The organism is Telluria sp. GW821-FHT07G12, assembly GCF_059418525.1.
Genome location: NZ_JBWKQA010000002.1, coordinates 781,504 through 800,556 on the forward strand (window position 1 = coordinate 781,504; position 19,053 = coordinate 800,556).

Annotated in this window: 18 protein-coding genes; 12 read left to right on the forward strand and 6 right to left on the reverse strand. The window is 65.4% G+C overall.

From position 1 onward, the window contains the following. Positions 1–29 precede the first annotated feature (29 nt). The 3 genes from AC07PE_RS11525 (at position 30) to AC07PE_RS11535 (ending at position 3,616) form a co-directional block, all read left to right on the forward strand. A complete protein-coding gene (locus AC07PE_RS11525) occupies positions 30–398 on the forward strand; it encodes a CidA/LrgA family protein (RefSeq protein WP_498764353.1) in 369 nt (122 codons plus the stop codon). Continuing rightward, entirely contained in the window at positions 391–1,146 is a 756-nt protein-coding gene (locus AC07PE_RS11530; RefSeq protein WP_498764355.1) for an LrgB family protein, read from the forward strand. Before AC07PE_RS11525 ends, AC07PE_RS11530 begins: the two co-directional genes overlap by 8 nt. Before the next feature lie 85 nt (positions 1,147–1,231). Then, positions 1,232–3,616, forward strand: a complete 2,385-nt coding sequence (locus tag AC07PE_RS11535; protein ID WP_498764357.1) for a sensor domain-containing protein — start codon at positions 1,232–1,234, stop codon at positions 3,614–3,616. 125 nt (positions 3,617–3,741) lie between these two features. On the opposite strand, the gene AC07PE_RS11540 is transcribed toward AC07PE_RS11535, so the two are convergent. Then, complete coding sequence (locus AC07PE_RS11540; protein WP_498764359.1) at positions 3,742–4,323, reverse strand: hemerythrin domain-containing protein; 582 nt, start codon at positions 4,321–4,323, stop codon at positions 3,742–3,744. A gap of 153 nt (positions 4,324–4,476) precedes the next feature. Further along, complete coding sequence (locus AC07PE_RS11545) at positions 4,477–4,977, reverse strand: arsinothricin resistance N-acetyltransferase ArsN1 family B (protein ID WP_498764361.1); 501 nt, start codon at positions 4,975–4,977, stop codon at positions 4,477–4,479. A 273-nt stretch (positions 4,978–5,250) separates the two neighbouring features. On the opposite strand from AC07PE_RS11545, the gene AC07PE_RS11550 reads away from it, so the two are divergent. Together AC07PE_RS11550 and AC07PE_RS11555 are read left to right on the forward strand one after the other, a co-directional pair. Beyond that, complete coding sequence (locus AC07PE_RS11550) at positions 5,251–6,165, forward strand: manganese catalase family protein (protein ID WP_498764363.1); 915 nt, start codon at positions 5,251–5,253, stop codon at positions 6,163–6,165. A gap of 44 nt (positions 6,166–6,209) precedes the next feature. Then, positions 6,210–7,112, forward strand: coding sequence for a ZIP family metal transporter (locus AC07PE_RS11555; RefSeq protein WP_498764365.1), 903 nt, complete (start codon positions 6,210–6,212; stop codon positions 7,110–7,112). Positions 7,113–7,122: 10 nt separating this feature from the next. Here the strand turns inward: AC07PE_RS11555 and AC07PE_RS11560 are convergent, their stop codons facing one another. The 3 genes from AC07PE_RS11560 to AC07PE_RS11570 all read right to left on the reverse strand — a co-directional run bounded on the left by AC07PE_RS11560 (position 7,123) and on the right by AC07PE_RS11570 (position 11,189). Further along, complete coding sequence (locus AC07PE_RS11560; protein WP_498764367.1) at positions 7,123–7,944, reverse strand: hypothetical protein; 822 nt, start codon at positions 7,942–7,944, stop codon at positions 7,123–7,125. A gap of 135 nt (positions 7,945–8,079) precedes the next feature. Further along, positions 8,080–9,693 (reverse strand): EAL domain-containing protein, encoded by a 1,614-nt coding sequence (locus AC07PE_RS11565; RefSeq protein WP_498764369.1) that lies wholly within the window; start codon positions 9,691–9,693, stop codon positions 8,080–8,082. 149 nt (positions 9,694–9,842) lie between these two features. Then, positions 9,843–11,189, reverse strand: a complete 1,347-nt coding sequence (locus tag AC07PE_RS11570; protein WP_498764371.1) for an MFS transporter — start codon at positions 11,187–11,189, stop codon at positions 9,843–9,845. A 162-nt stretch (positions 11,190–11,351) separates the two neighbouring features. On the opposite strand from AC07PE_RS11570, the gene cyoA reads away from it, so the two are divergent. From cyoA to AC07PE_RS11605, 7 genes are read left to right on the forward strand one after another with little or no spacing between them, the layout of a single operon-like run. Beyond that, positions 11,352–12,374, forward strand: coding sequence for a ubiquinol oxidase subunit II (gene cyoA, locus AC07PE_RS11575; protein ID WP_498764373.1), 1,023 nt, complete (start codon positions 11,352–11,354; stop codon positions 12,372–12,374). Between the two features lie 2 nt (positions 12,375–12,376). Next, entirely contained in the window at positions 12,377–14,380 is a 2,004-nt protein-coding gene (gene cyoB / locus AC07PE_RS11580) for a cytochrome o ubiquinol oxidase subunit I (protein ID WP_498764375.1), read from the forward strand. After that, positions 14,373–15,008, forward strand: a complete 636-nt coding sequence (gene cyoC / locus AC07PE_RS11585) for a cytochrome o ubiquinol oxidase subunit III (RefSeq protein ID WP_498764377.1) — start codon at positions 14,373–14,375, stop codon at positions 15,006–15,008. The genes cyoB and cyoC overlap by 8 nt, the downstream gene beginning before the upstream one ends. After that, positions 15,005–15,433 (forward strand): cytochrome o ubiquinol oxidase subunit IV, encoded by a 429-nt coding sequence (gene cyoD, locus AC07PE_RS11590; RefSeq protein ID WP_498764379.1) that lies wholly within the window; start codon positions 15,005–15,007, stop codon positions 15,431–15,433. Before cyoC ends, cyoD begins: the two co-directional genes overlap by 4 nt. After that, entirely contained in the window at positions 15,434–16,252 is an 819-nt protein-coding gene (locus tag AC07PE_RS11595; protein WP_498764381.1) for an SURF1 family protein, read from the forward strand. Beyond that, positions 16,236–17,543 carry an ATP-binding protein gene (locus AC07PE_RS11600; protein WP_498764383.1) on the forward strand — a complete coding sequence of 436 codons (1,308 nt, stop codon included), beginning with the start codon at positions 16,236–16,238 and terminating at the stop codon, positions 17,541–17,543. Before AC07PE_RS11595 ends, AC07PE_RS11600 begins: the two co-directional genes overlap by 17 nt. 17 nt (positions 17,544–17,560) lie before the next feature. Continuing rightward, positions 17,561–18,097 (forward strand): response regulator transcription factor, encoded by a 537-nt coding sequence (locus AC07PE_RS11605; RefSeq protein WP_498764772.1) that lies wholly within the window; start codon positions 17,561–17,563, stop codon positions 18,095–18,097. Positions 18,098–18,233: 136 nt separating this feature from the next. Here AC07PE_RS11605 and AC07PE_RS11610 read toward each other — a convergent pair whose 3' ends face one another. After that, positions 18,234–18,935 carry a hypothetical protein gene (locus AC07PE_RS11610; protein ID WP_498764385.1) on the reverse strand — a complete coding sequence of 234 codons (702 nt, stop codon included), beginning with the start codon at positions 18,933–18,935 and terminating at the stop codon, positions 18,234–18,236. Between the last annotated feature and the right edge of the window lie 118 nt (positions 18,936–19,053).

The window sequence follows — 19,053 nt, forward strand, 5'->3', positions numbered from 1 at the left end:
CGCCGGATCGACCCGATCCGGAGAAAATCTTGCTGCAAGCGTTTGCCGTCCTGCTGGTGTTCCAATGTCTGGGCGAAGGCCTGGTGTTCCTGTTTGGCTGGCCGGTGCCCGGCCCCGTGACCGGCATGCTGCTCCTGCTGGCCGCCCTGGTGGCCGTTCCGCGCCTGCAGGACGTCGTCGAGTCCGGCGCCAGCGAGCTGCTGCGCCACCTGTCCCTCTTGTTCGTGCCCGCCGGAGTCGGCATCGTCGTGGCGGCTGCCAGCGGCAGCGGCCAGTGGCTGGCGATCGGGGCCTCGGTGGTGGCCAGCACCCTGGTCACGCTGGCCGTCACGGCCCTGGTCCTGCAGGGCCTGACGCCGCGTACGAAGCCTTCGAAGGAAGAAGGCGGCAGTGCTTAGTTTCAATGAACTGAGTTTCGACGAGCTCACCCACTTCTGGGTCTACCTGTCCGCCTCGCCGCTGCTGGGCCTGACGCTGACCCTGTGCGCCTATGTGTTCGCGCACTGGGTGTATGCGCGCTGCGGCATGTCGCCGCTGGCGAACCCGGTGGCGATCGCGATTGCCCTCATCAGCCTGGTGCTGGTGGCCAGCGGCATGTCCTACCAGCGCTACTTTGCCGGCGCCCAGTTCGTCCACTTCCTGCTCGGGCCCGCCACGGTGGCGCTCGCCGTGCCGCTCGCGCGCCAGGTGCCGCGCCTGCGCCGCAGCCTGTTCCCGCTCGCCTGCGCGCTGGTGTGCGGCTGCGTGGCGGCGATTGTGACGGCGGTCGTGGTAGCCGTCATGCTGGGCGCCTCGCCCGAACTGGCGCGCACCATCGCGCCCAAGTCGGCCACCACGCCGATCGCGATGGCGGTATCGGAACACCTGGGCGGGATCCCGGCGCTGACCGCGGTGCTGGTGATCGGCACCGGCATCTTCGGCGCCATCACCGCGCGCTTCCTGCTGAACGCCCTGCGCGTCGAATCCCATGCGGCGCGCGGCCTGGCGCTGGGCGTCGCCGCGCACGGCATCGGCACCGCGCGCGCCTTCCAGGTCAGCCCGGAGATGGGCGCCTATGCCGGTCTCGGCATGGGGCTTAACGGCGTGCTGACGGCAATCTTCGCGCCCTGGCTGGTGCCCTTGCTGCTGGGCTGGATGGGGCGCTAGCGCGGTCCGGGACGCGTATCGCGCGCCAACACCGCTGTGGCGGCGTATGATGGTCGTCCCGGGTAGTCCGTGCCAGGAGAACGAATTGAATCTGTCTCCACTGCCGCTCGCGGTCTTTGTCGCCGACGCCAGCGGCGCGATCACAAGCTGGAATCGGGCTTGCGAAAAGCTCGCCGGCTACACTGCGGCGGAGATGCGCGGCCGTACGCTCGGCGATCTGGTGGAATTCGAGGACAGCGCGGGCAAGGACGCATCGATCCAGGCCCGCGTCGACCAGGACAGCGTCGGCAGCCTGGTATGCGCCGACGGCCGCCGCGTGCCCGTGCGCGTGACGGTGGCGCCGCAGTCGCTGGATCCCGAACAGCCGGGCAGCTACAGCGTCATCGTGGTGCCGCGCGGCGTCACGGCGCCCTCGCGCTATGCGCTGATCCAGGACCTGCCGATCAACGACGTCATCGAAGGCCTGCCCTGCGTGTTCTACGTGGTCGACCAGAGCGGCCGCCTGCTGCTGTGGAACCACCAGCTCGAGGAAGCACTGGAGATGCCCAGCGAGGAGCTGCCGACCATCGAGGTCAAGTACTTCTTCGACGAGTCCCACCGCGCCGCCATCGTGCAGAAGATCCTGGACGCCTTCGAACAGGGCTCGTCCTGGCACGAAGCGGAGCTGATCGGCCGTAAGGGCAAGCGCACCAGTTACCTGTTCCAGTGTGCCCGCACCAGTGTCGGCAGCCTGCCTTGCGTGTTCGGCACCGGGCTGGATATCACCATGCGCAAGGAAGCGGAACACGTCCTGAAGGTGCGCGAGCGCGCCATCTTCGCCAGCGTGAACGCGATCTGCATCACCTGTTGCGACGGCCCGAACAACCGCATCGAGTACGTGAACCCGGCTTTCGAACGCATCACCGGCTATTCGCTGGCAGAGATCAAGGGACGCGACCCGCGCTTCATGCGCATCGAAGGCTTTGACGCCGGGGAGCACCGGCGAATCCACGAGGCCCTGCGCAAGCACCAGAGCGTGCGCTCGGTGCTGCGCAACGCCCGCAAGAACGGCGAGGTGTTCTACAACGACCTGCGCATCGACCCGGTGATGAACGCCGACGGCGAAGTCACGCACTTCGTGGCCGTCATCAACGACGTCACCGAGGCCCGCCATTACGAGCGCCGCCTGCATCACCTGGCCCACCACGATCCGCTGACCGGGCTGGCGAACCGCACCCTGCTGCAGGAGCGGCTCAAGCAGGCGATCCAGCACGCGGTGCGCAACCACACGCAGGGCGCGCTGGCCTTCATGGACCTCGACAACTTCAAGCACATCAACGACAACCTGGGCCACGACGTCGGCGATGCCGTGCTGCGCGAAACCGCCGAGCGCCTTCGCGCCACCATGCGCGAGGAAGACACGGTGGCGCGGGTCGGCGGCGACGAATTCGTGCTCGTGATCTGCAACCAGGACAGCGCGGAGCAGGTGGGCGACCTGGTCGAGCGGGTGCGCCGCAGCGTCGGGCGGCCCATGCTCATCGAGGGCAAGGAGGTAGTGTCCGGCACCAGCATCGGGGTGGCGCTGTTCCCGCGCGACGGCAGCTCGGTCGACAAGGTGATGCGCGCCGCCGACGCCGCCATGTACCACGCCAAGAGCCTGGGCAAGAACAACTGCCAGTTCTTCTCGACCGAATTGAACCGCCTGGTGCACGAGCACCTGCTGCTCGAGGCCAGCCTGGGCCGCGCGATCGGCAACCACGAGATGGTGCTGGACTACCAGCCCAAGGTCGACCTGCGCAGCGGCAGGATGGTGGGCGCCGAGGCGCTGGTGCGCTGGAACCATCCGGAACACGGCCTGATGGGGCCGGACAGCTTCATCCCGGTGGCCGAGCAGACCGGCCTCATCGTGCCGCTGGGCGAGTGGGTGATCGACGAAGCCTGCGGCGCGCTGCAGTCCCTGAATGCGCTGGGCATCCACGACTTCGTCATATCGGTCAACCTGTCGCTGCGCCAGCTGCGCCAGCGCCAGTTCGTCGACCGTCTGGCGGACAGCCTGCGCCGCCACGGCGTCGCGCCGGCCTGCCTGGAGCTGGAAGTGACCGAAAGTCTGCTGATGGAGCGCCCCGAGGAGGCCAAGGAAGTCATGGCCCGGCTCAAGAAGCTCGGGGTGCGGCTGTCGATCGACGATTTCGGCACCGGCTATTCGAGCCTGAGCCAGTTGCAGGCCTTCCCGGTCGACCACATCAAGATCGACCGCTCCTTCCTCGGCGACGTCGCCGCCGACGGCCACCTGGTGATCACGCGCGCCATCATCGCACTGGGCCACAGTCTCAAGCTCAAGGTGATCGCCGAGGGCGTCGAGACCCACGAGCAGCTGACCTTCCTGCGCGACCACGACTGCGACCAGATGCAGGGCTATTATTTCAGCCCGGCGCTGTCGCAGCAGGGGCTGGCGGACATGCTGAGCCGCGGCGTAAGGCTACACGCCTGATCCACTGGTAAATTAGGAAGAAAGAGGTGCCCGCCGACGCGCACGCACGCGAAGGCGGGCTTGGCACGGCGGGAGCGCGTGCCGGGGGAGCGCAAACGGCAGTGCCGCTGCGGAAACGGGAAGCGTCAGGTCGGTTGCTTGCGGGTGAAGGCGCGCGCGGCGAACAGTGCGCCGGCCACGCCCATGACGACGGCGGCGGTGCTGCCGGAGAAGCCGACGGCGGTGTTCTTGGCGATCTTGCCGGCCTTAGGCGTCACCAGTTCAAGGCGGCGCTTGGTCATCTGGGTGCCCAGTTCCGACAGGCGGTCCTTGCTCATGGTCTGCTCGGCTTCCGGCAGCAGCACGGTTTCCTCGTCGGCCACATGGTGCACGACGTCGCGCATCAGTTCGAAGACGAGATCGTCGTGGCGGCTGTCGCGCGGATCGGTATCGCGCAGTTCCTGGATGACGCGGCGCATTTCCATGTGCTCGGGCTCGCTCTTTTCCATCACTTTCTGGTCGGCTGCGCGCGGGCGCATCGCCGGGTAGAAGATCTCTTCTTCCAGGGTCGCGTGGATCTCGAGGGCGTCGCAGATGGTTTCGGCCAGGGCTTTCTTCACGCTCGGACGCTTGTCGCGGGTGTACTGGTGGAAGGTCACCATCACGTGCGAGTGGTCGAAGCGGATCATGTCGGTGATCGACGGGCTTAGTTTTTTCAGAGAAAACATCATCTTCTCCTGTCGTTGTAGTCGGATAGACAAATGTTAGTGCGCACGCCATGGCCGGCGCGTAGGAGTGCGGCGCAGCGCTTTGTCAGCGCAGAAGCCATGGCCCGGCCCGTCCAGGCCCGCAGTCGGGAAAACCGGACCGTGCCGCGTCCGTCAGGGCAGGGTCAGCTGCCAGTAGCCGACGTCGACCCAGGCGTCGAACTTGTGCCCGACTTCGTGGAAGCAGGCCACCTGGCGGAAACCGAGCCGCTCGTGCAGCCCGATGCTGGCCGCGTTCGGCAGGGCGATGCCGCCGATCACGCTGTGGAACTGGCCCTGCAGCCGGGCCAGCAGCGCGCTGTACAGCGACCGCCCGTGGCCGCGGCCGCGCTGGCCGGGCGCGACGTAGGCGCTGGACTCGACCGAGTTGCGGTAGCCGGGACGGGCGCGCCACTTGCTGGCGTAAGCGTAGCCGCGCAGCTCGCCGTCCTCGAGCAGCACCAGCCAGGGCAGGCCGCCGCCCTGGACGTCGGCGATGCGCTGCGCCATCTCGCTGGCTGGCACGGGATCGGTTTCCATCGAGATCGTGGTGGTCGCCACGTAGTGGTTGTAGATGGCGGCGATGGCGGCCGCGTCGGCCGGAACGGCGTCGCGCAGGGTCAGGGAGGTGTGCATGGGCGGTGATGGGAAAGATGCAAGAAAAACCCTATCGCATCCATAGATCTATTCTATGAATAGTGTTTCTTGCATTATTACATTGCTATTGGTTTACATCAACCGGATATCGCTTTGCGTCCTACACGGACACGGCGAACACGCTGATGCCCGCTCCCGGCAAGCCTGCGATGATGGGTCATCGACGGTCGTACAACAGTGCGCCTGTCAGGCTGCGCCGGCAACGCATGACGCGTTCCGGTGCGGTAATCCAACACGATCGGAGGACACGGAATGTTTGCACATAACAAGCGTCTGCAGTACACGGTAAGGGTCAGCGAGCCGAATCCCGGCCTGGCCAATCTCATGCTGGAACAGTTCGGCGGTCCGCAGGGCGAGCTTGCCGCCGCCATGCGCTACTTCACCCAGGCCGTGAGCGAGGACGATCCGGGCCGCAAGGACATGCTGTTCGACATCGCGACCGAAGAGCTCAGCCACCTCGAGATCATCGGCCACATCGTCGCCATGCTGAACAAGAGCGCCAAGGGCGAACTCGCCGAAGCTACGGACAGTGCCGCCGAGATGTACCGCAAGATCAACGGCCCGGGCAACGACAGCCACGTGACCCAGATCCTGTACGGCGCCGGCACCCCGCTGATCAACTCCGCCGGCGTGCCCTGGACCGCGGCCTACATCGACACCATCGGCGAGCCGAGTGCCGACCTGCGCTCGAATATCGCCGCCGAGGCGCGCGCCAAGATCGTGTACGAACGCCTGATTGCCTGCACCGACGACCCGGGCGTGAAGGAGGCGCTGGGCTTCCTGATGACGCGCGAGATCGCGCACCAGAAGTCCTTCGAAAAGGCACTGTATTCGATCAACCCGAACTTCCCGAGCGGGAAGCTGCCGGGCGACCCGCGCTTTGCCGATACCTATTTCAACATGTCCCAGGGCCCTGGCGAGATGCGCGGCTCCTGGAACCAGGGCGAGAAATGGGACTTCGTCTCCGACCGCGAGAAGCAGATGGCGGTCGACGGCGGCAGCGGCGAGGCCGAGGTCAAGCTGCCGGCCAAGGACATCGACATCCTCAGGGCCATGGCCGAGCGCACCAAGTCGGACCCGTCCATCGACCCGCCGACCGGCGCCGAGCTGGGCATGGGCAACCAGACCATGGCGGAAGGTAAAACGGTTCAGGGCAAGGGCAAGTAAGCGCCGGCGCCCTGGTCACCAGGCCTGGCCATACAAGGACAAGCATGAATACCCAAGTCATACGCAGCCTCACCGCGCGCAAGGCGCTCGGCATCCTGATCTGCGGCCTGGGCTGCGTACTGCTGCTGGCCAGGCTGTTCAGCCAGCTGCTCGACGGCGCGACCAACCTGCGCGCCGCGCTGATCGGCGGCGGGACCGCCGCCGCGGCAACCGCGCTCGGCACCATCCCGGTGCTGCTGTCGCAGAATTTCTCGAAGCGGACCTACGACTGCTTCCTCGGTTTCGGCGCCGGCGTGATGCTGGGCGCTACTTCCTTCTCGCTGGTGATCCCGGCGCTGGCCGCGGCCAAGGCCGCCGGCGCCGGCAACTGGAGCGCGAGCCTGAGCGTCGGCGCCGGCATCCTGATGGGCGCCGGCCTGCTGCTGGTGCTCGACCGCCTGATCACCACCGACGGCATCCTCAAGCCGAACGAGGCCTCCAGCGCCCATACGCTCAGTAAAATCTCCATCAAGCGCGCCTGGCTCTTCGTCTGGGCCGTGTCCCTGCACAATATGCCGGAAGGCCTGGCGATCGGCGTCGCCTACGCCGGCGTCGACCTCGGCAAGGCCAATTCCCTGGCCACCGGCATCTCGATCCAGGACGTGCCCGAGGGCCTGGTGGTGGCGCTGGCGCTGCGCACCGTCGGCTACGGGCGCGGCGTCTCCACCCTGCTGGGCGTGGCCTCCGGCCTGATCGAGCCGGTGGCGGCAGTGCTCGGCGTCGCCCTGATCGGCATCTCGGCCGGCCTGCTGCCCTTTGCGCTGGCCGCAGCCGCCGGTGCCATGCTGTTCGTGATCGCCAACGACGTGGTGCCCGAGTCGCACCAGAACGGCCATGGCACCTGGGCCAGCGTGGCCCTGATCTTCGGCTTCATCCTGATGACGGTGCTGGATACCGCGCTGGGCTGAGCGCGCGGCCTCAGATGCCGGCCGGCCACTGGTACTTCGGCACCACCGACATCGTCGAGCCGGTCACGATCAACACCTCCCGGTGCGGCAGCAGCTGGATCTGGTAGGGATCGCCGTCGTAGCGGGTGATGGTCGCGTTGTCGATGATATAGAAACGGACCGGCCCCGCCAGCCCCGCCACGTTGGTGCGCGACAGCGGCTGCTTCCACAGCGAGAACCACTGGCCCAGCTTGAACTGCCGGGGCGTGTCCGCTTCCATGTGCACGATGCCGGTGACGTCGTGCACGTGCATTTCATAGGCGTGGTAGCAGCCGGCGTGTACGCGCCCGATACCGTCCGGGAAGCCGAGGCGTTTGCCGTTGCTGTAGATCGAGATGAGTGCGTGCTTGTGCCAGTTTCCGTTCAGGAGGCAGTTGACGCCGTCGACCGGCTTGCCGTTGCCGTACCATACCGGCCAATAAGGCACTGCGTTGATGGTGGCCGGCACCAGCGCGGTCCAGGCCGGCGCCAGGCGGATGGTTTCGCCTACCGTGACGGCGGCGAGGGCGCTCTCCGACTGCACCGCGTCTGCCGGCGGTGTCGGGGCGGTCACGGACAGGCCGGCGCCGGCGGAGGTCGCGGCGGGATCGCCGGCCATGGGTGCCGGGTGGCCCTCGGCCGGAAGCAGGCCGGATTGCGGGCCGGCCGACATCGTGGCGGCATAGCGGTCGTCGACTTGCGATGGGGCGGCGCTGTCGCCGCCGCCGCAGGCGCCAACGAGGAGCAGGGGCAGCAGGGTGGCGCAGGCGGCAGGGAGCCGCTTCTGCGGCAGGCATTGCGGGAAGAATCGCATGATAGGTCCTGTGAGCTGGTTGTCTGGCGGGAGGCCAGTCCGTATGCTCACTGAATGGGCTGCGCCCGGTTTGACCTGCACTCAGCCCGCCGGCGAACCATGCGCGCCGCATCGATTTCGATCAAGCAGGACCCGTCAATCCGACCCGACGCCGGGCTCGAAGGGGGCCGGTGCCGCCAGGCACTTCGCGCGGCTCTCGAGCGCGGCACGGTGCAGGCCCGCAGCACGTTCGAAGCTCCCCGGGTGCCCGAACAGCCAGCCCTGCGCGAAATCGACCCCGCGCACCCGCAGGAAGGCCGCCTGCTCGTGGTTCTCGACGCCCTCTGCGATCATGCGCAGCTCCAGGTTATGGGCCATGCCGATGATGTGGCTGACCACCTGGCTGGTCGGCGCCCCGGTGCCGATCGACTCGATGAAGGAGCGGTCGATCTTCAGGAAGTCGAGGTCCAGCGACTCCAGGTAGGACAGGCTCGAATAGCCGGTGCCGAAATCGTCGACCGCCACCTCGATGCCGCGCGCATGCAGCGCGGCGATCACCGCGCGCGCCGATTCCTTCTCGACGAAGCCGCGCTCCGTGATTTCGACGATGACGTTGGACGGCAGGGCGCCGCTACGCGCTATCATGCGGTCCAGCAGGTCAACGATGGCGGTGGAGCGCAGGTCGGCCGGCGACAGGTTGATCGCCACGTGAAAGCCGGGATGGCTTGCCAGGAAGTGGCCCGCGTCCGCGGACACCAGTTCGATAACCCTCTCCGTCAGCTTGCCGACCAGGCCGCAGGACTCCGCGACCGGGATGAAGACGTCCGGGGGCACCAGTTCGCCGGTGCAGTCGCGCCAGCGCAGCAGCGCCTCCACGCCCACGCAATGGCCGCTGTGCAGGTCGATCAAGGGCTGGTATTCGAGGAAGAACTGGTTGCGGCGCAAGGCGACGCGCAAGCTGGATACCAGCGACAGTTGCTGGCGCGCCAGCAGCAGTACCGCGGCGGCCGCGGCCAGGCCGGCGAACAGGCCGGCTGGCACCAGGCGCGCGGCGATTTCGCGGTAGCGTGACTCAACGAGCGTGATCGGGATAGCGGCGATGGTCGCCGTCTTGTAGTGCTGCGAGCGGGCGATGGTGACGAGGTAGCGCCCATCGCTGAAGGCAACGCTGGCTTGCTTGCCGAGGCGGTTCAGCCAGGCCTGGTCGATGTAGCCGTGCTGCAGGCTGGTGATGCCGCGTTCCAGGTGCACGGCTGCCAGCGACACACCTGGCGCCGCGGTCCAGATGTCGAGCGGCAGGTCGCGATGGATCAGCACCGCGTAGCTGTCGCGCTCCATCGAGAGCAAGGGATGGCCGTAGGTGCTGCGGATCGGGACGTCGAGGTAGAAGTCGATGCCAGTCGAGGTGCGAAAGGTGCGCGGCCCCAGCGGTACCGGCGCGCCCGTCATCGATGAGCACACCAGCACGCCGTTGCGCACGTAGCCGATCGCCTGCAGGTAGGTGGAGGTGAGGTCGATTTCGCGCATCAGTTCACGCGCGCTGACGGAGCACGGCGGGAGGCCGGAGCGGACTAGCGCCCCGATCCCCGCCAGCGCCTGGCGCCCGGTTTCGTCAACGCGGTGCAGCACGTCGCGCGCATAGCCGAGCGTGAGAGCGGATTCGGCGTCGAAGGCCTGGCGCCGGGCTTCGCGCATGGCCAGCCAGGGCGGCAGGACGAGCACCGCCAGCGCCAGCATCAGCGTGAGGCCAAACGTCAAGTGTTTGCGCATGTCGAGCCCTCCCCGGACGCCAACGCGGCCATGCCGGACTTGTCCGGCACTCGATGACCGATTATAGCGAGGGGTGTAAAGACGCAGCGCGCCAAAAAAAAGCCCCGGCATGGACCGGGGCTCAAGCTCTGCTAGCGCTTACTCTAACGTCAGTTTCGGATCTCCAGCGCGCGGTTCAGGCTCAGCGCCGCCAGCGAGCCGACCGCGCCCGATAGCAGGTAGAGGCTGACGAAGCCGAGGCCGTAGTTGGCGGCCAGCCCCAGCGCGACCAGCGGGGCGAAGGCGGCGCCCACCAGCCAGGCCAGATCGGAGGTCAGGGCCGCACCGGTATAGCGGAATTCAGGCAGGAAGTTCGAGGTCACGGCGCCGGCGGCCTGGCCGTAGGACATGCCGAGCAGCAGGAAGCCGACCAGGATGAAGGTGTTCTGGCCGGTCACGCCGCCGTCCATCAGGGTCGGCACGAAGCCCGAGAACAGGGCGATCAGCGCGGCCAGGGTGCCGAGGGTGTTGCGGCGGCCGAATTTATCGGCCACCAGGCCGGATACCAGCACGCCGACGATGGCCAGGCCGCCGCCCCACATCTGGACGATCAGGAAGTCGGACATCGAGCGCGTGTCGTAGAGCTGCAGCCAGGACAGCGGGAACACGGTCACCAGGTGGAACAGCGCATAGCTGGCGAGGGCGGCGAGGGCGCCCAGCACGATGGTGCTGCCCTGTTTGCCGACCACTTCGCGTACCGGCACGGCATCCAGCTGGTGCTCGTCCAGCAGGTGGGTGTAGTCGGGCGTCGAGACCAGGCGCAGGCGGGCGAACAGCGCCACCACGTTGATGGCGAAGGCGACGTAGAAGGGGAAGCGCCAGCCCCAGACCAGGAAATCGTCCTGCGACAGCTCGGCCATCAGGTAGGAAAAGATGCCGGCTGCGATGATGAATCCGACCGGTGCGCCAAGTTGTCCCAACATCGCGTACCATCCGCGCTTGTGTTCAGGGGCGTTCAGCGCCAGCAGCGAAGGCAGGCCGTCCCAGGTCCCGCCCAGCGCGAAGCCCTGGCCCAGGCGCAGCACGGCGAGCGAGATGATGGCCCACTCGCCCCAGCGCGAATAGGTGGGCAGGGCGGAAATGGCGACGGTGGCCGTGCCCAGCATGAACAGCGCGACGGTCAGCTTGATCTCGCGGCTGAGGTGGCGCTGGATGGACATGAAGACCAGGGTGCCGACCGGCCTTGCAATGTAGGCAAGGGCGAAGATGGCAAAGGAATACAAGGTGCCTTCGAGCCGGTCCGCGAACGGGAAGAACACCGCCGGGAACACGAGCACCGAAGCGATCGCGTAGACAAAGAAGTCGAAATACTCCGAGGCGCGGCCGATGACCACGCCGACGGCGATGTCGCCGGGGGCGATGGCGGTATCGCGGGAGTTGATGTTGCGTGCGCCGCTGTGCGGGGCGCTGATTGGAGCGGCGGCTGCGTCGCCGTAGGTAGTTGTGTTCTGCTGCATATTCCGTCTCCTATAGTCAACTGACAACTGGGCAAAACCCTTCGGGATGAAACGTCGACAACAAATAAGTACGAAGGGTGGGACAAAACGTCCAATCGCCAAACGTGCACTGTTGGCGTTACATTAGCATGTTATCTTTCCCATGTAACGTAAAACACAAGCATGATTCCCAAGACCGTAAGTCGCGGATTGCTTCTCACCCCTCTGTTGGCGGCCCTTGCCGGCTGCAACACGGTGGTGATGAACCCTACCGGCGACATCGCCAAGCAGCAGGCGCATCTGATCACCGTGTCGGTGGTCCTGATGTTGTTGATCATCGTTCCAGTCATGATTCTCATCGTCTGGTTCGCCTTTAAGTACCGTGCCAGCAATACCGAGGCCGCCTACGAGCCCGACTGGGACCACTCGACCAAGCTGGAACTCGTGATCTGGGGCGCACCGCTCCTGATCGTGATCGTGCTGGGCCTGGTGACCTGGATCTACACCCACAAGCTCGACCCCTATCGTCCGCTGGACCGCCTCGACGAAAACCGTCCGATCCCGGCGACTGCCAAGCCGCTGATCGTGCAGGCCGTGGCGATGGACTGGAAATGGCTGTTCATCTATCCGGAGCAGGGCATCGCGACGGTGAACGAACTGGTGGTGCCGGTCGATCAGCCGCTGCGCATCAAGGTCAGCGCGACCTCGGTCATGAATGCGTTCTACGTGCCGGAACTGGCGGGCATGGTGTACGGCATGCCGGGCATGGAGATCACCCTGAACGCGGTGCAGAACAAGCCGGTGCAGTCCTTCGGCATCTCGTCCAACTATAGCGGCGCCGGCTACTCGGACATGAAGTTCGCTTACCGCGGCGTGGCCCCGGCCGATTTCGACGCCTGGGTTGGTTCCGTCAAGAGCACCGGCACCGTCAAGCTGGACCGCGCCAACTACCTGGTGCTGGAAAAGCCGAGCATCAAGGACCCGGTCCGCCACTACGGCGCCGTCGACGACGATATGTACTATCGCATCCTGAACCGCTGCGTCGCCGATGGCGTCGTCTGTCAGGACAAGATGATGATGGACGACGCCCGCAAGGCGCGCGAGATGGCGATGAACAAGATGCCCCAACATGCGGCAGCGACCCGCCTGGCCCAGGCCAACGGCGAAGTCTGCACCACGCCCGATGAATCTGTGAAGAAGAAGTAATCATGCACGAGCAACTAGACTTAATGAAGTTGATCTTCGGTCGGCTCAGCTGGGAAGCGATTCCCTACCACGAGCCGATCCTGATCGGTACCTTTGCCATGGTGGTCCTGGGCGGCCTCGTCGTCCTCGCCGCCATCACCAAGTTCAAGCTGTGGGGCTATCTCTGGAACGAGTGGTTCACCAGCATCGACCACAAGAAGATCGGCATCATGTACATGATCCTCGGCCTGGTCATGTTCCTGCGCGGCTTTGCCGACGCACTGATGATGCGCGCCCAGCAGGCGTTCTCCTTCGGCGATTCGCACGGCTTCCTGCCGCCGCACCACTACGACCAGGTCTTCACCGCCCACGGCGTGATCATGATCTTCTTCGTGGCGATGCCGCTGATCACCGGTCTGATGAACTACATCGTGCCGCTGCAGATCGGCGCGCGCGACGTTGCCTTCCCCTTCCTGAACAACTTCTCGTTCTGGATGACCACCATGGGTGCGCTGCTGGTGATGGCATCGCTGTTCGTCGGCGAATTCGCCCGCACCGGCTGGCTGGCCTTCCCGCCGCTGTCCGGCATCCTGGCCAGCCCCGACGTCGGGGTGGATTACTACATCTGGTCCTTGCAGATCGCCGGTATCGGCACGCTGCTCTCGGGTATCAACCTGCTGGTCACCATCGTCAAGATGCGCGCCCCGGGCATGGACCTGATGAAGATGCCGGTCTTCACCTGGACCGCGCTGTGCACCAACATCCTGATCGTGATGGCCTTCCCGATCCTGACCGCCACGCTGGCGATGCTGGGCCTGGACCGTCTGTTCGACACCCACTTCTTCACGAACGAACTGGGCGGCAACGCCATGATGTACGTGAACCTGATCTGGATCTGGGGCCACCCGGAGGTGTACATCCTGATCCTGCCGGCCTTCGGCATCTACTCGGAAGTCGTTGCGACCTTCTGCAACAAGCGCCTGTTCGGCTATTCGTCGATGGTCTATGCGACCGTCGTGATCATGGTCCTGTCCTACCTCGTGTGGCTGCACCACTTCTTCACGATGGGTTCGGGCGCGAGCGTGAACTCGTTCTTCGGCATCACCACGATGATCATCTCGATCCCGACCGGGGCCAAGATCTTCAACTGGCTGTTCACCATGTACAAGGGCCGCATCCGCTATGAACTGCCGATGATGTGGACCGTGTCCTTCATGATCACCTTCATCATCGGCGGCATGACCGGCGTGATGCTGGCGGTCCCGCCGGCCGACTTCGTGCTGCACAACTCGCTGTTCCTGATCGCCCACTTCCACAACGTCATCATCGGCGGCGTGCTGTTCGGTCTGTTCGCAGGCGTGAACTACTGGTGGCCGAAGATGTTCGGCTTCAAGCTGGACCGTACCTGGGGCGTGCGCTCCTTCTGGCTGTGGTCGATCGGTTTCTGGGTCGCCTTCACCCCGCCGTACATCCTGGGCTTCATGGGCGTGACCCGCCGCCTGAGCCACTTCGACGATCCGTCGATCCACTGGCTGTTCCAGATCTCGCTGGGCGGCACCGTGATGATCGCGCTGGGCATCGCCTGCATGCTGATGCAGTTCGCCGTGTCGATCATGAATCGCAAGGCGCTGCGCGACGTCACCGGCGATCCGTGGGATGGCCGCACCCTGGAGTGGGCCACCTCGTCGCCGCCGCCGGACTACAACTTCGCCTTCACCCCGGTGGTGTTCGATAACGACACCTTCGCCGACATGAAGAAGGCCGGCTACAAGCGTCCGCTGAGCGGTTTCGTGCCGATCCACATGCCTGCCAACACCTGGGCCGGCCCGGTGATCCCGTTCGTCACCTTCGTGCTCGGCTTCGGCATCATCTGGCACATGTGGCTGCTGGTGGCGCTGTCGTTCGTCGCGACCATCGCCGTGACCATCTACCACACGTTCAACTACAAGCGCGACTACTACATCCCTGCGGAAGAAGTGGCGCGTACGGAAGAAGCTCATACCCGACTGCTGGAAGCCCATGTCTGACATTAATACCAACACCGTCAGCGCCACGAGCGCGGACATCAGCTCGCGCTACTACGCGGTCGAGCACCACCCGGAAAACGGCACGCTGCTAGGTTTCTGGATCTACCTGATGAGCGACTGCCTCATCTTCGCCTGCCTGTTCGCGACCTATGCTGTGCTGGGCCGGAACTACGCGGGCGGCCCGTCGGGCGCCGAGATCTTCGAGCTGGGCACCGTCGCGCTGAACACGGCCTTCCTGCTGTTCTCGTCGATCACCTATGGCTTCGCCATGCTGGCCGCGCAGAAGAAGAACGTGAAAGCCACCCTGATCTGGCTCGCCATCACCGGCGTGCTGGGCGCCTGCTTCCTGTACCTGGAACTGGACGAGTTCGCGCACCTGATCCACGAAGGCTTCGGCCCGTGGCGCTCGGGCTTCCTGACCGCATTCTTCTCGCTGGTCGGTACCCACGGCTTGCACGTCACCTTTGGTATCGTGTGGCTGGTTACGCTGATGTTCCAGGTCGGTAAGCATGGCATCAATGCCGCGAATTACCGCCGCCTCGCCTGCCTGTCGATGTTCTGGCACTTCCTGGACGTCGTCTGGATCGGCGTGTTCACCTATGTCTATCTGATGGGAGTTCTGCCATGAGCGATCACCACACCCACGCTCACGGCCACGACCATGGGCACGGCCACGGCCATGGCATCGACCACGGCGACCACATGGAAGCCCACGGCAGCTTCAAGGATTACACGATCGGCTTCATCCTGTCGGTGATCCTGACTGCGATCCCGTTCTGGCTGGTGATGACCCACCAGCTGCCGCCGAACACGACCAAGTTCGTGATCCTCGGCTTCGCGGCCGTCCAGGTCGTCGTGCACATGATCTACTTCCTGCACATGAACTCGAAGTCCGAGGGCGGCTGGAACATGATGGCCCTGATCCTGACGGCGATCCTGCTGTTCATCGTGCTGACCGGCTCGATCTGGGTCATGTACCACATGAACGCCAACATGATGCCGAGCATGAGCAACGAGGGTTCGTCCGTGCATGGCATGCACGACATGCAGTAAATGGCAGTAAGCGATCAAGCAGTAGTGGAAGGGGCGCCACGGCGCATACCACGCGTCCTCCTGGCGGCCCTGGCGCTGCTGCTGATCGTGCTGTTCTCGGGTCTGGGCACCTGGCAGGTGATTCGCCTGCAATGGAAGCTGGACCTGATCGCACGCGTCGAACAACGCGTGCACGCCGCACCAGCCGCGCCGCCCCCGGTGGCGCGCTGGGACGGCATCACCGCCGAATCCGACGAATACCGTCGGCTGCAAGTCGCCGGCACCTATCTCTACGAATACACGACACCGGTCCAGGCGCTCACCGAGCAGGGCAGCGGCTATTGGCTGCTGACGCCCTTGTGCACCACGGACGGCCACGTCATCCTCGTCAACCGCGGCTTCATTCCCGCCAGCCCGGGAGAGCGCACGCGCTACGCGCCGCGCAAGTCGGACGGCTATCCCTGCGCCACCAATGCGGGCGGCGCGGTCCAGCTGGTCGGCCTGCTGCGCATCAGCGAAAAAGGCGGGGCCTTCACCCGCACCAACGACGCGGCGCAGAACCGCTGGTATTCGCGCAACGTGGCGGAGATCACGGCCGCGCGCGGTCTTCCCGGCTCGCTCACCGCGCCGTTCTTCATCGACGCTGCCGCCGGCCAAAACCCGGCCGGCTCGCCAGACCAGCCGCAGGGCGGCCTCACGGTGGTCAGTTTCCACAACAGCCACCTGGTGTACGCCCTGACTTGGTATGCTCTGGCCCTGATGGTGGCCGGCGGGTGGTGGTGGACCACGCGCGGCGCCGGATCGAAAGCCAGGGCCGGGAACGATGAACACGACGACTGACGTACTGAAAAACACCGCCGCCGACGTCGAATACGTCGCCGGCCACAAGAACATGCTGCAGCTGATCGAGCTGCGCTGGATCGCCGTCATCGGCCAGATCACCACCATCGCCGGCGCCATCCTGGTGTTCGACGTCCGCCTGCCGCTGGTGCAGATGCTCGAGGTGCTGGCCTGCCTGATCGCCTTCAACGTCGCCAGCCACCTGCGCTGGCACGAACACCGCCCCGTAACCAACAATGAGCTGTTCCTGGCCCTGCTGGTCGATGTCGCCAGCCTGACCATGCAGCTCTACCTGTCGGGCGGCACCACCAATCCCTTTGCCTTCCTCTACCTGCTGCAGGTGATCCTGTCGGCCGTGCTGCTGGAAGCCTGGTCGACCTGGACCATCGTCGGCATCACGCTGGCCTGCCTGGCCGGGCTGTCGATCTTCGCGCGGCCGCTGCCGCTGCCTTTCGACCACGCGCGCGGCATCTCCAGCCTGTACGTGCAGGGCATGCTGATCTGCTTCGTGCTGAATGCGGCGCTGCTGGTGGTCTTCATCTCCCGCATCACGACCACCCTGCGCGGCAAGGCCGCCCAGCTGGCCGACCTGCGCCAGCGCGCCGCCGAGGAAGAACACATCGTGCGCATGGGCCTGCTGGCTTCCGGCGCCGCCCACGAACTGGGGACGCCCCTGGCCACGCTTTCCGTCATCCTGGGAGATTGGAAGCGGATGCGCGAGTTCAAGTCCAACCCGGACCTGATCGAGGAAATCACCGAGATGCAGGCCCAGCTGAAGCGCTGCAAGTCCATCGTCAGCGGGATCCTGCTGTCGGCCGGCGAAGCGCGCGGCGAATCGGCGGTGCGCACCACCATCCGCAGCTTCATGGACGAACTGGTCGGGGAGTGGCGGGAAACGCGCCAGGTAGCGGAGTTCGCCTACGTCAACCGCATCGAAAAAGACATGCCGGTGGCCTTCGATTCGGCCCTCAAGCAGATGATCGACAATGTGCTGGATAATGCACTGGAAGCCTCGCCCGACTGGGTTGGCCTGGAAGCCTGTGCGCAAGACGGCACGCTGCTGCTGTCGGTGACGGACCGCGGCCCTGGTTTCGCGCCGGGCATGCTGGCCCAGTTCGGCAAGCCCTACCAGTCCACCAAGGGCCGGCCGGGCGGCGGGCTGGGGCTGTTCCTGGTGGTGAACGTCGCACGCACCCTGGGCGGCAGCGTGTCGGCCTCGAACCGGCCGCAGGGCGGCGCCGAGGTGCGCCTGACGCTGCCGCTGAAAGCGATCGCATTGGAGCAAGAGTGAACGAAGAAGAGAACATGCTGGAAGAGGATCGGCTCCTTCTGATCATCGAGGACGACGACGCCTTCGCGCGCACCCTCGGCCGCTCCTTCGAACGGCGCGGCTACACCGTCCTGCACGCGCCCGGCTTCGACGAAGCCCAGGAACTGCTGAAGGAGCACGACCCGCACTACGCGGTGGTCGACCTCAAGCTGAAGGGCAACAGCTCGGGCCTGGCCTGCGTGCAGCTGCTGCATGCGCACGACGAAGAGATGCAGATCGTGGTGCTGACCGGCTTCGCCAGTATTGGCACCGCGGTCGAGGCGATCAAGCTGGGCGCCTCGCAATACCTGGCCAAGCCATCCAACACCGACGACATCGAGGCCGCCTTCGGCCATGTGGCCGGGAACACGGAGCTGGAGCTGACCAACCGCGCCACCTCGATCAAGACCCTGGAGTGGGAGCGGATCCACGAGGTGCTGGCGGAGACGGATTTCAATATCTCGGAAGCGGCGCGGCGCCTGGGGATGCACCGGCGTACCCTGGCGCGCAAGCTGGAAAAGCAGCGGGTGAAATAGTTACATCCGTCATTCCCGCGCAGGCGGGAATCCATACCGAGGCGCCGGCAGTCGATATGCCTTAGTCACGTTGTCCGAAATCTGAGGTTCAGCATGGATCCCCGCTTTCGCGGGGATGACGGTCGCAATTGGCGGCTCAGACGTTCAGCATCACCGGCTTGCTCTCGGCGCCCACCGCCGGCACCGCGATATCCGCACTGCGCGCCAGCTTCACCACCGTCCCCATGAAGCCCGAGACGTCGACCGCCACCTTGGCCAGCATCGGGATCGCATCCTTCACCGGCGCCACGCGCACCAGTTCCATCGGGTTCATGCCCACCGAGGCCGCCATCGCCTTGCCCTGGCGGCCCAGTTCCACCGCCTGCAGCGCGCCGATCGCGAAGTTCAGCAGGGCCTGGCCGATCAGCTTCTTCTTCTCGCCATCCAGCGCCGCCATGCGCTTTTCCATGTCGCCGGAGTCGATCAGGCGTTTGGTTTCGCTGGCTTCCGCATCGTACAGCTGGCGGTAGCGCGCCGCCTTTTCCTTCGGGTCTGCCACTGCGGCGATCGCGGCCAGCGCCGCGCGCTTGGCCGTCAGCTGTTCCTCGTTGGCGAAGGCGGCGTTGATCGCTGTCACTGAACGGCCGGCCATCTCCGACAGGTCCGCCGACTTGCGCACGAAACCATCGACGTCGTAGGCGTCGGCGCCAGCCATCGGGTTGACGGTGCTGGTGAGCATGCCGCCAAGGCTGCTGGCCAGGCCGCCGAGGGCGGACAGCTGGGCATGGGCGGCGTTCATCGTCAGCAGGCAGGCGCCTGCGGCAAATATGGAAACAAGCTTGGAAGAAATGCGGGTCATGGAGGCCTCGTTGCTTTAATCGTTATTCGGAGGTGCGACGGTCTGCACGATATCTTTCGTCCATACGCCTGTAAATGAACTGTACGCAACATGAATTCGCTTCCCCCATGGATGGGGT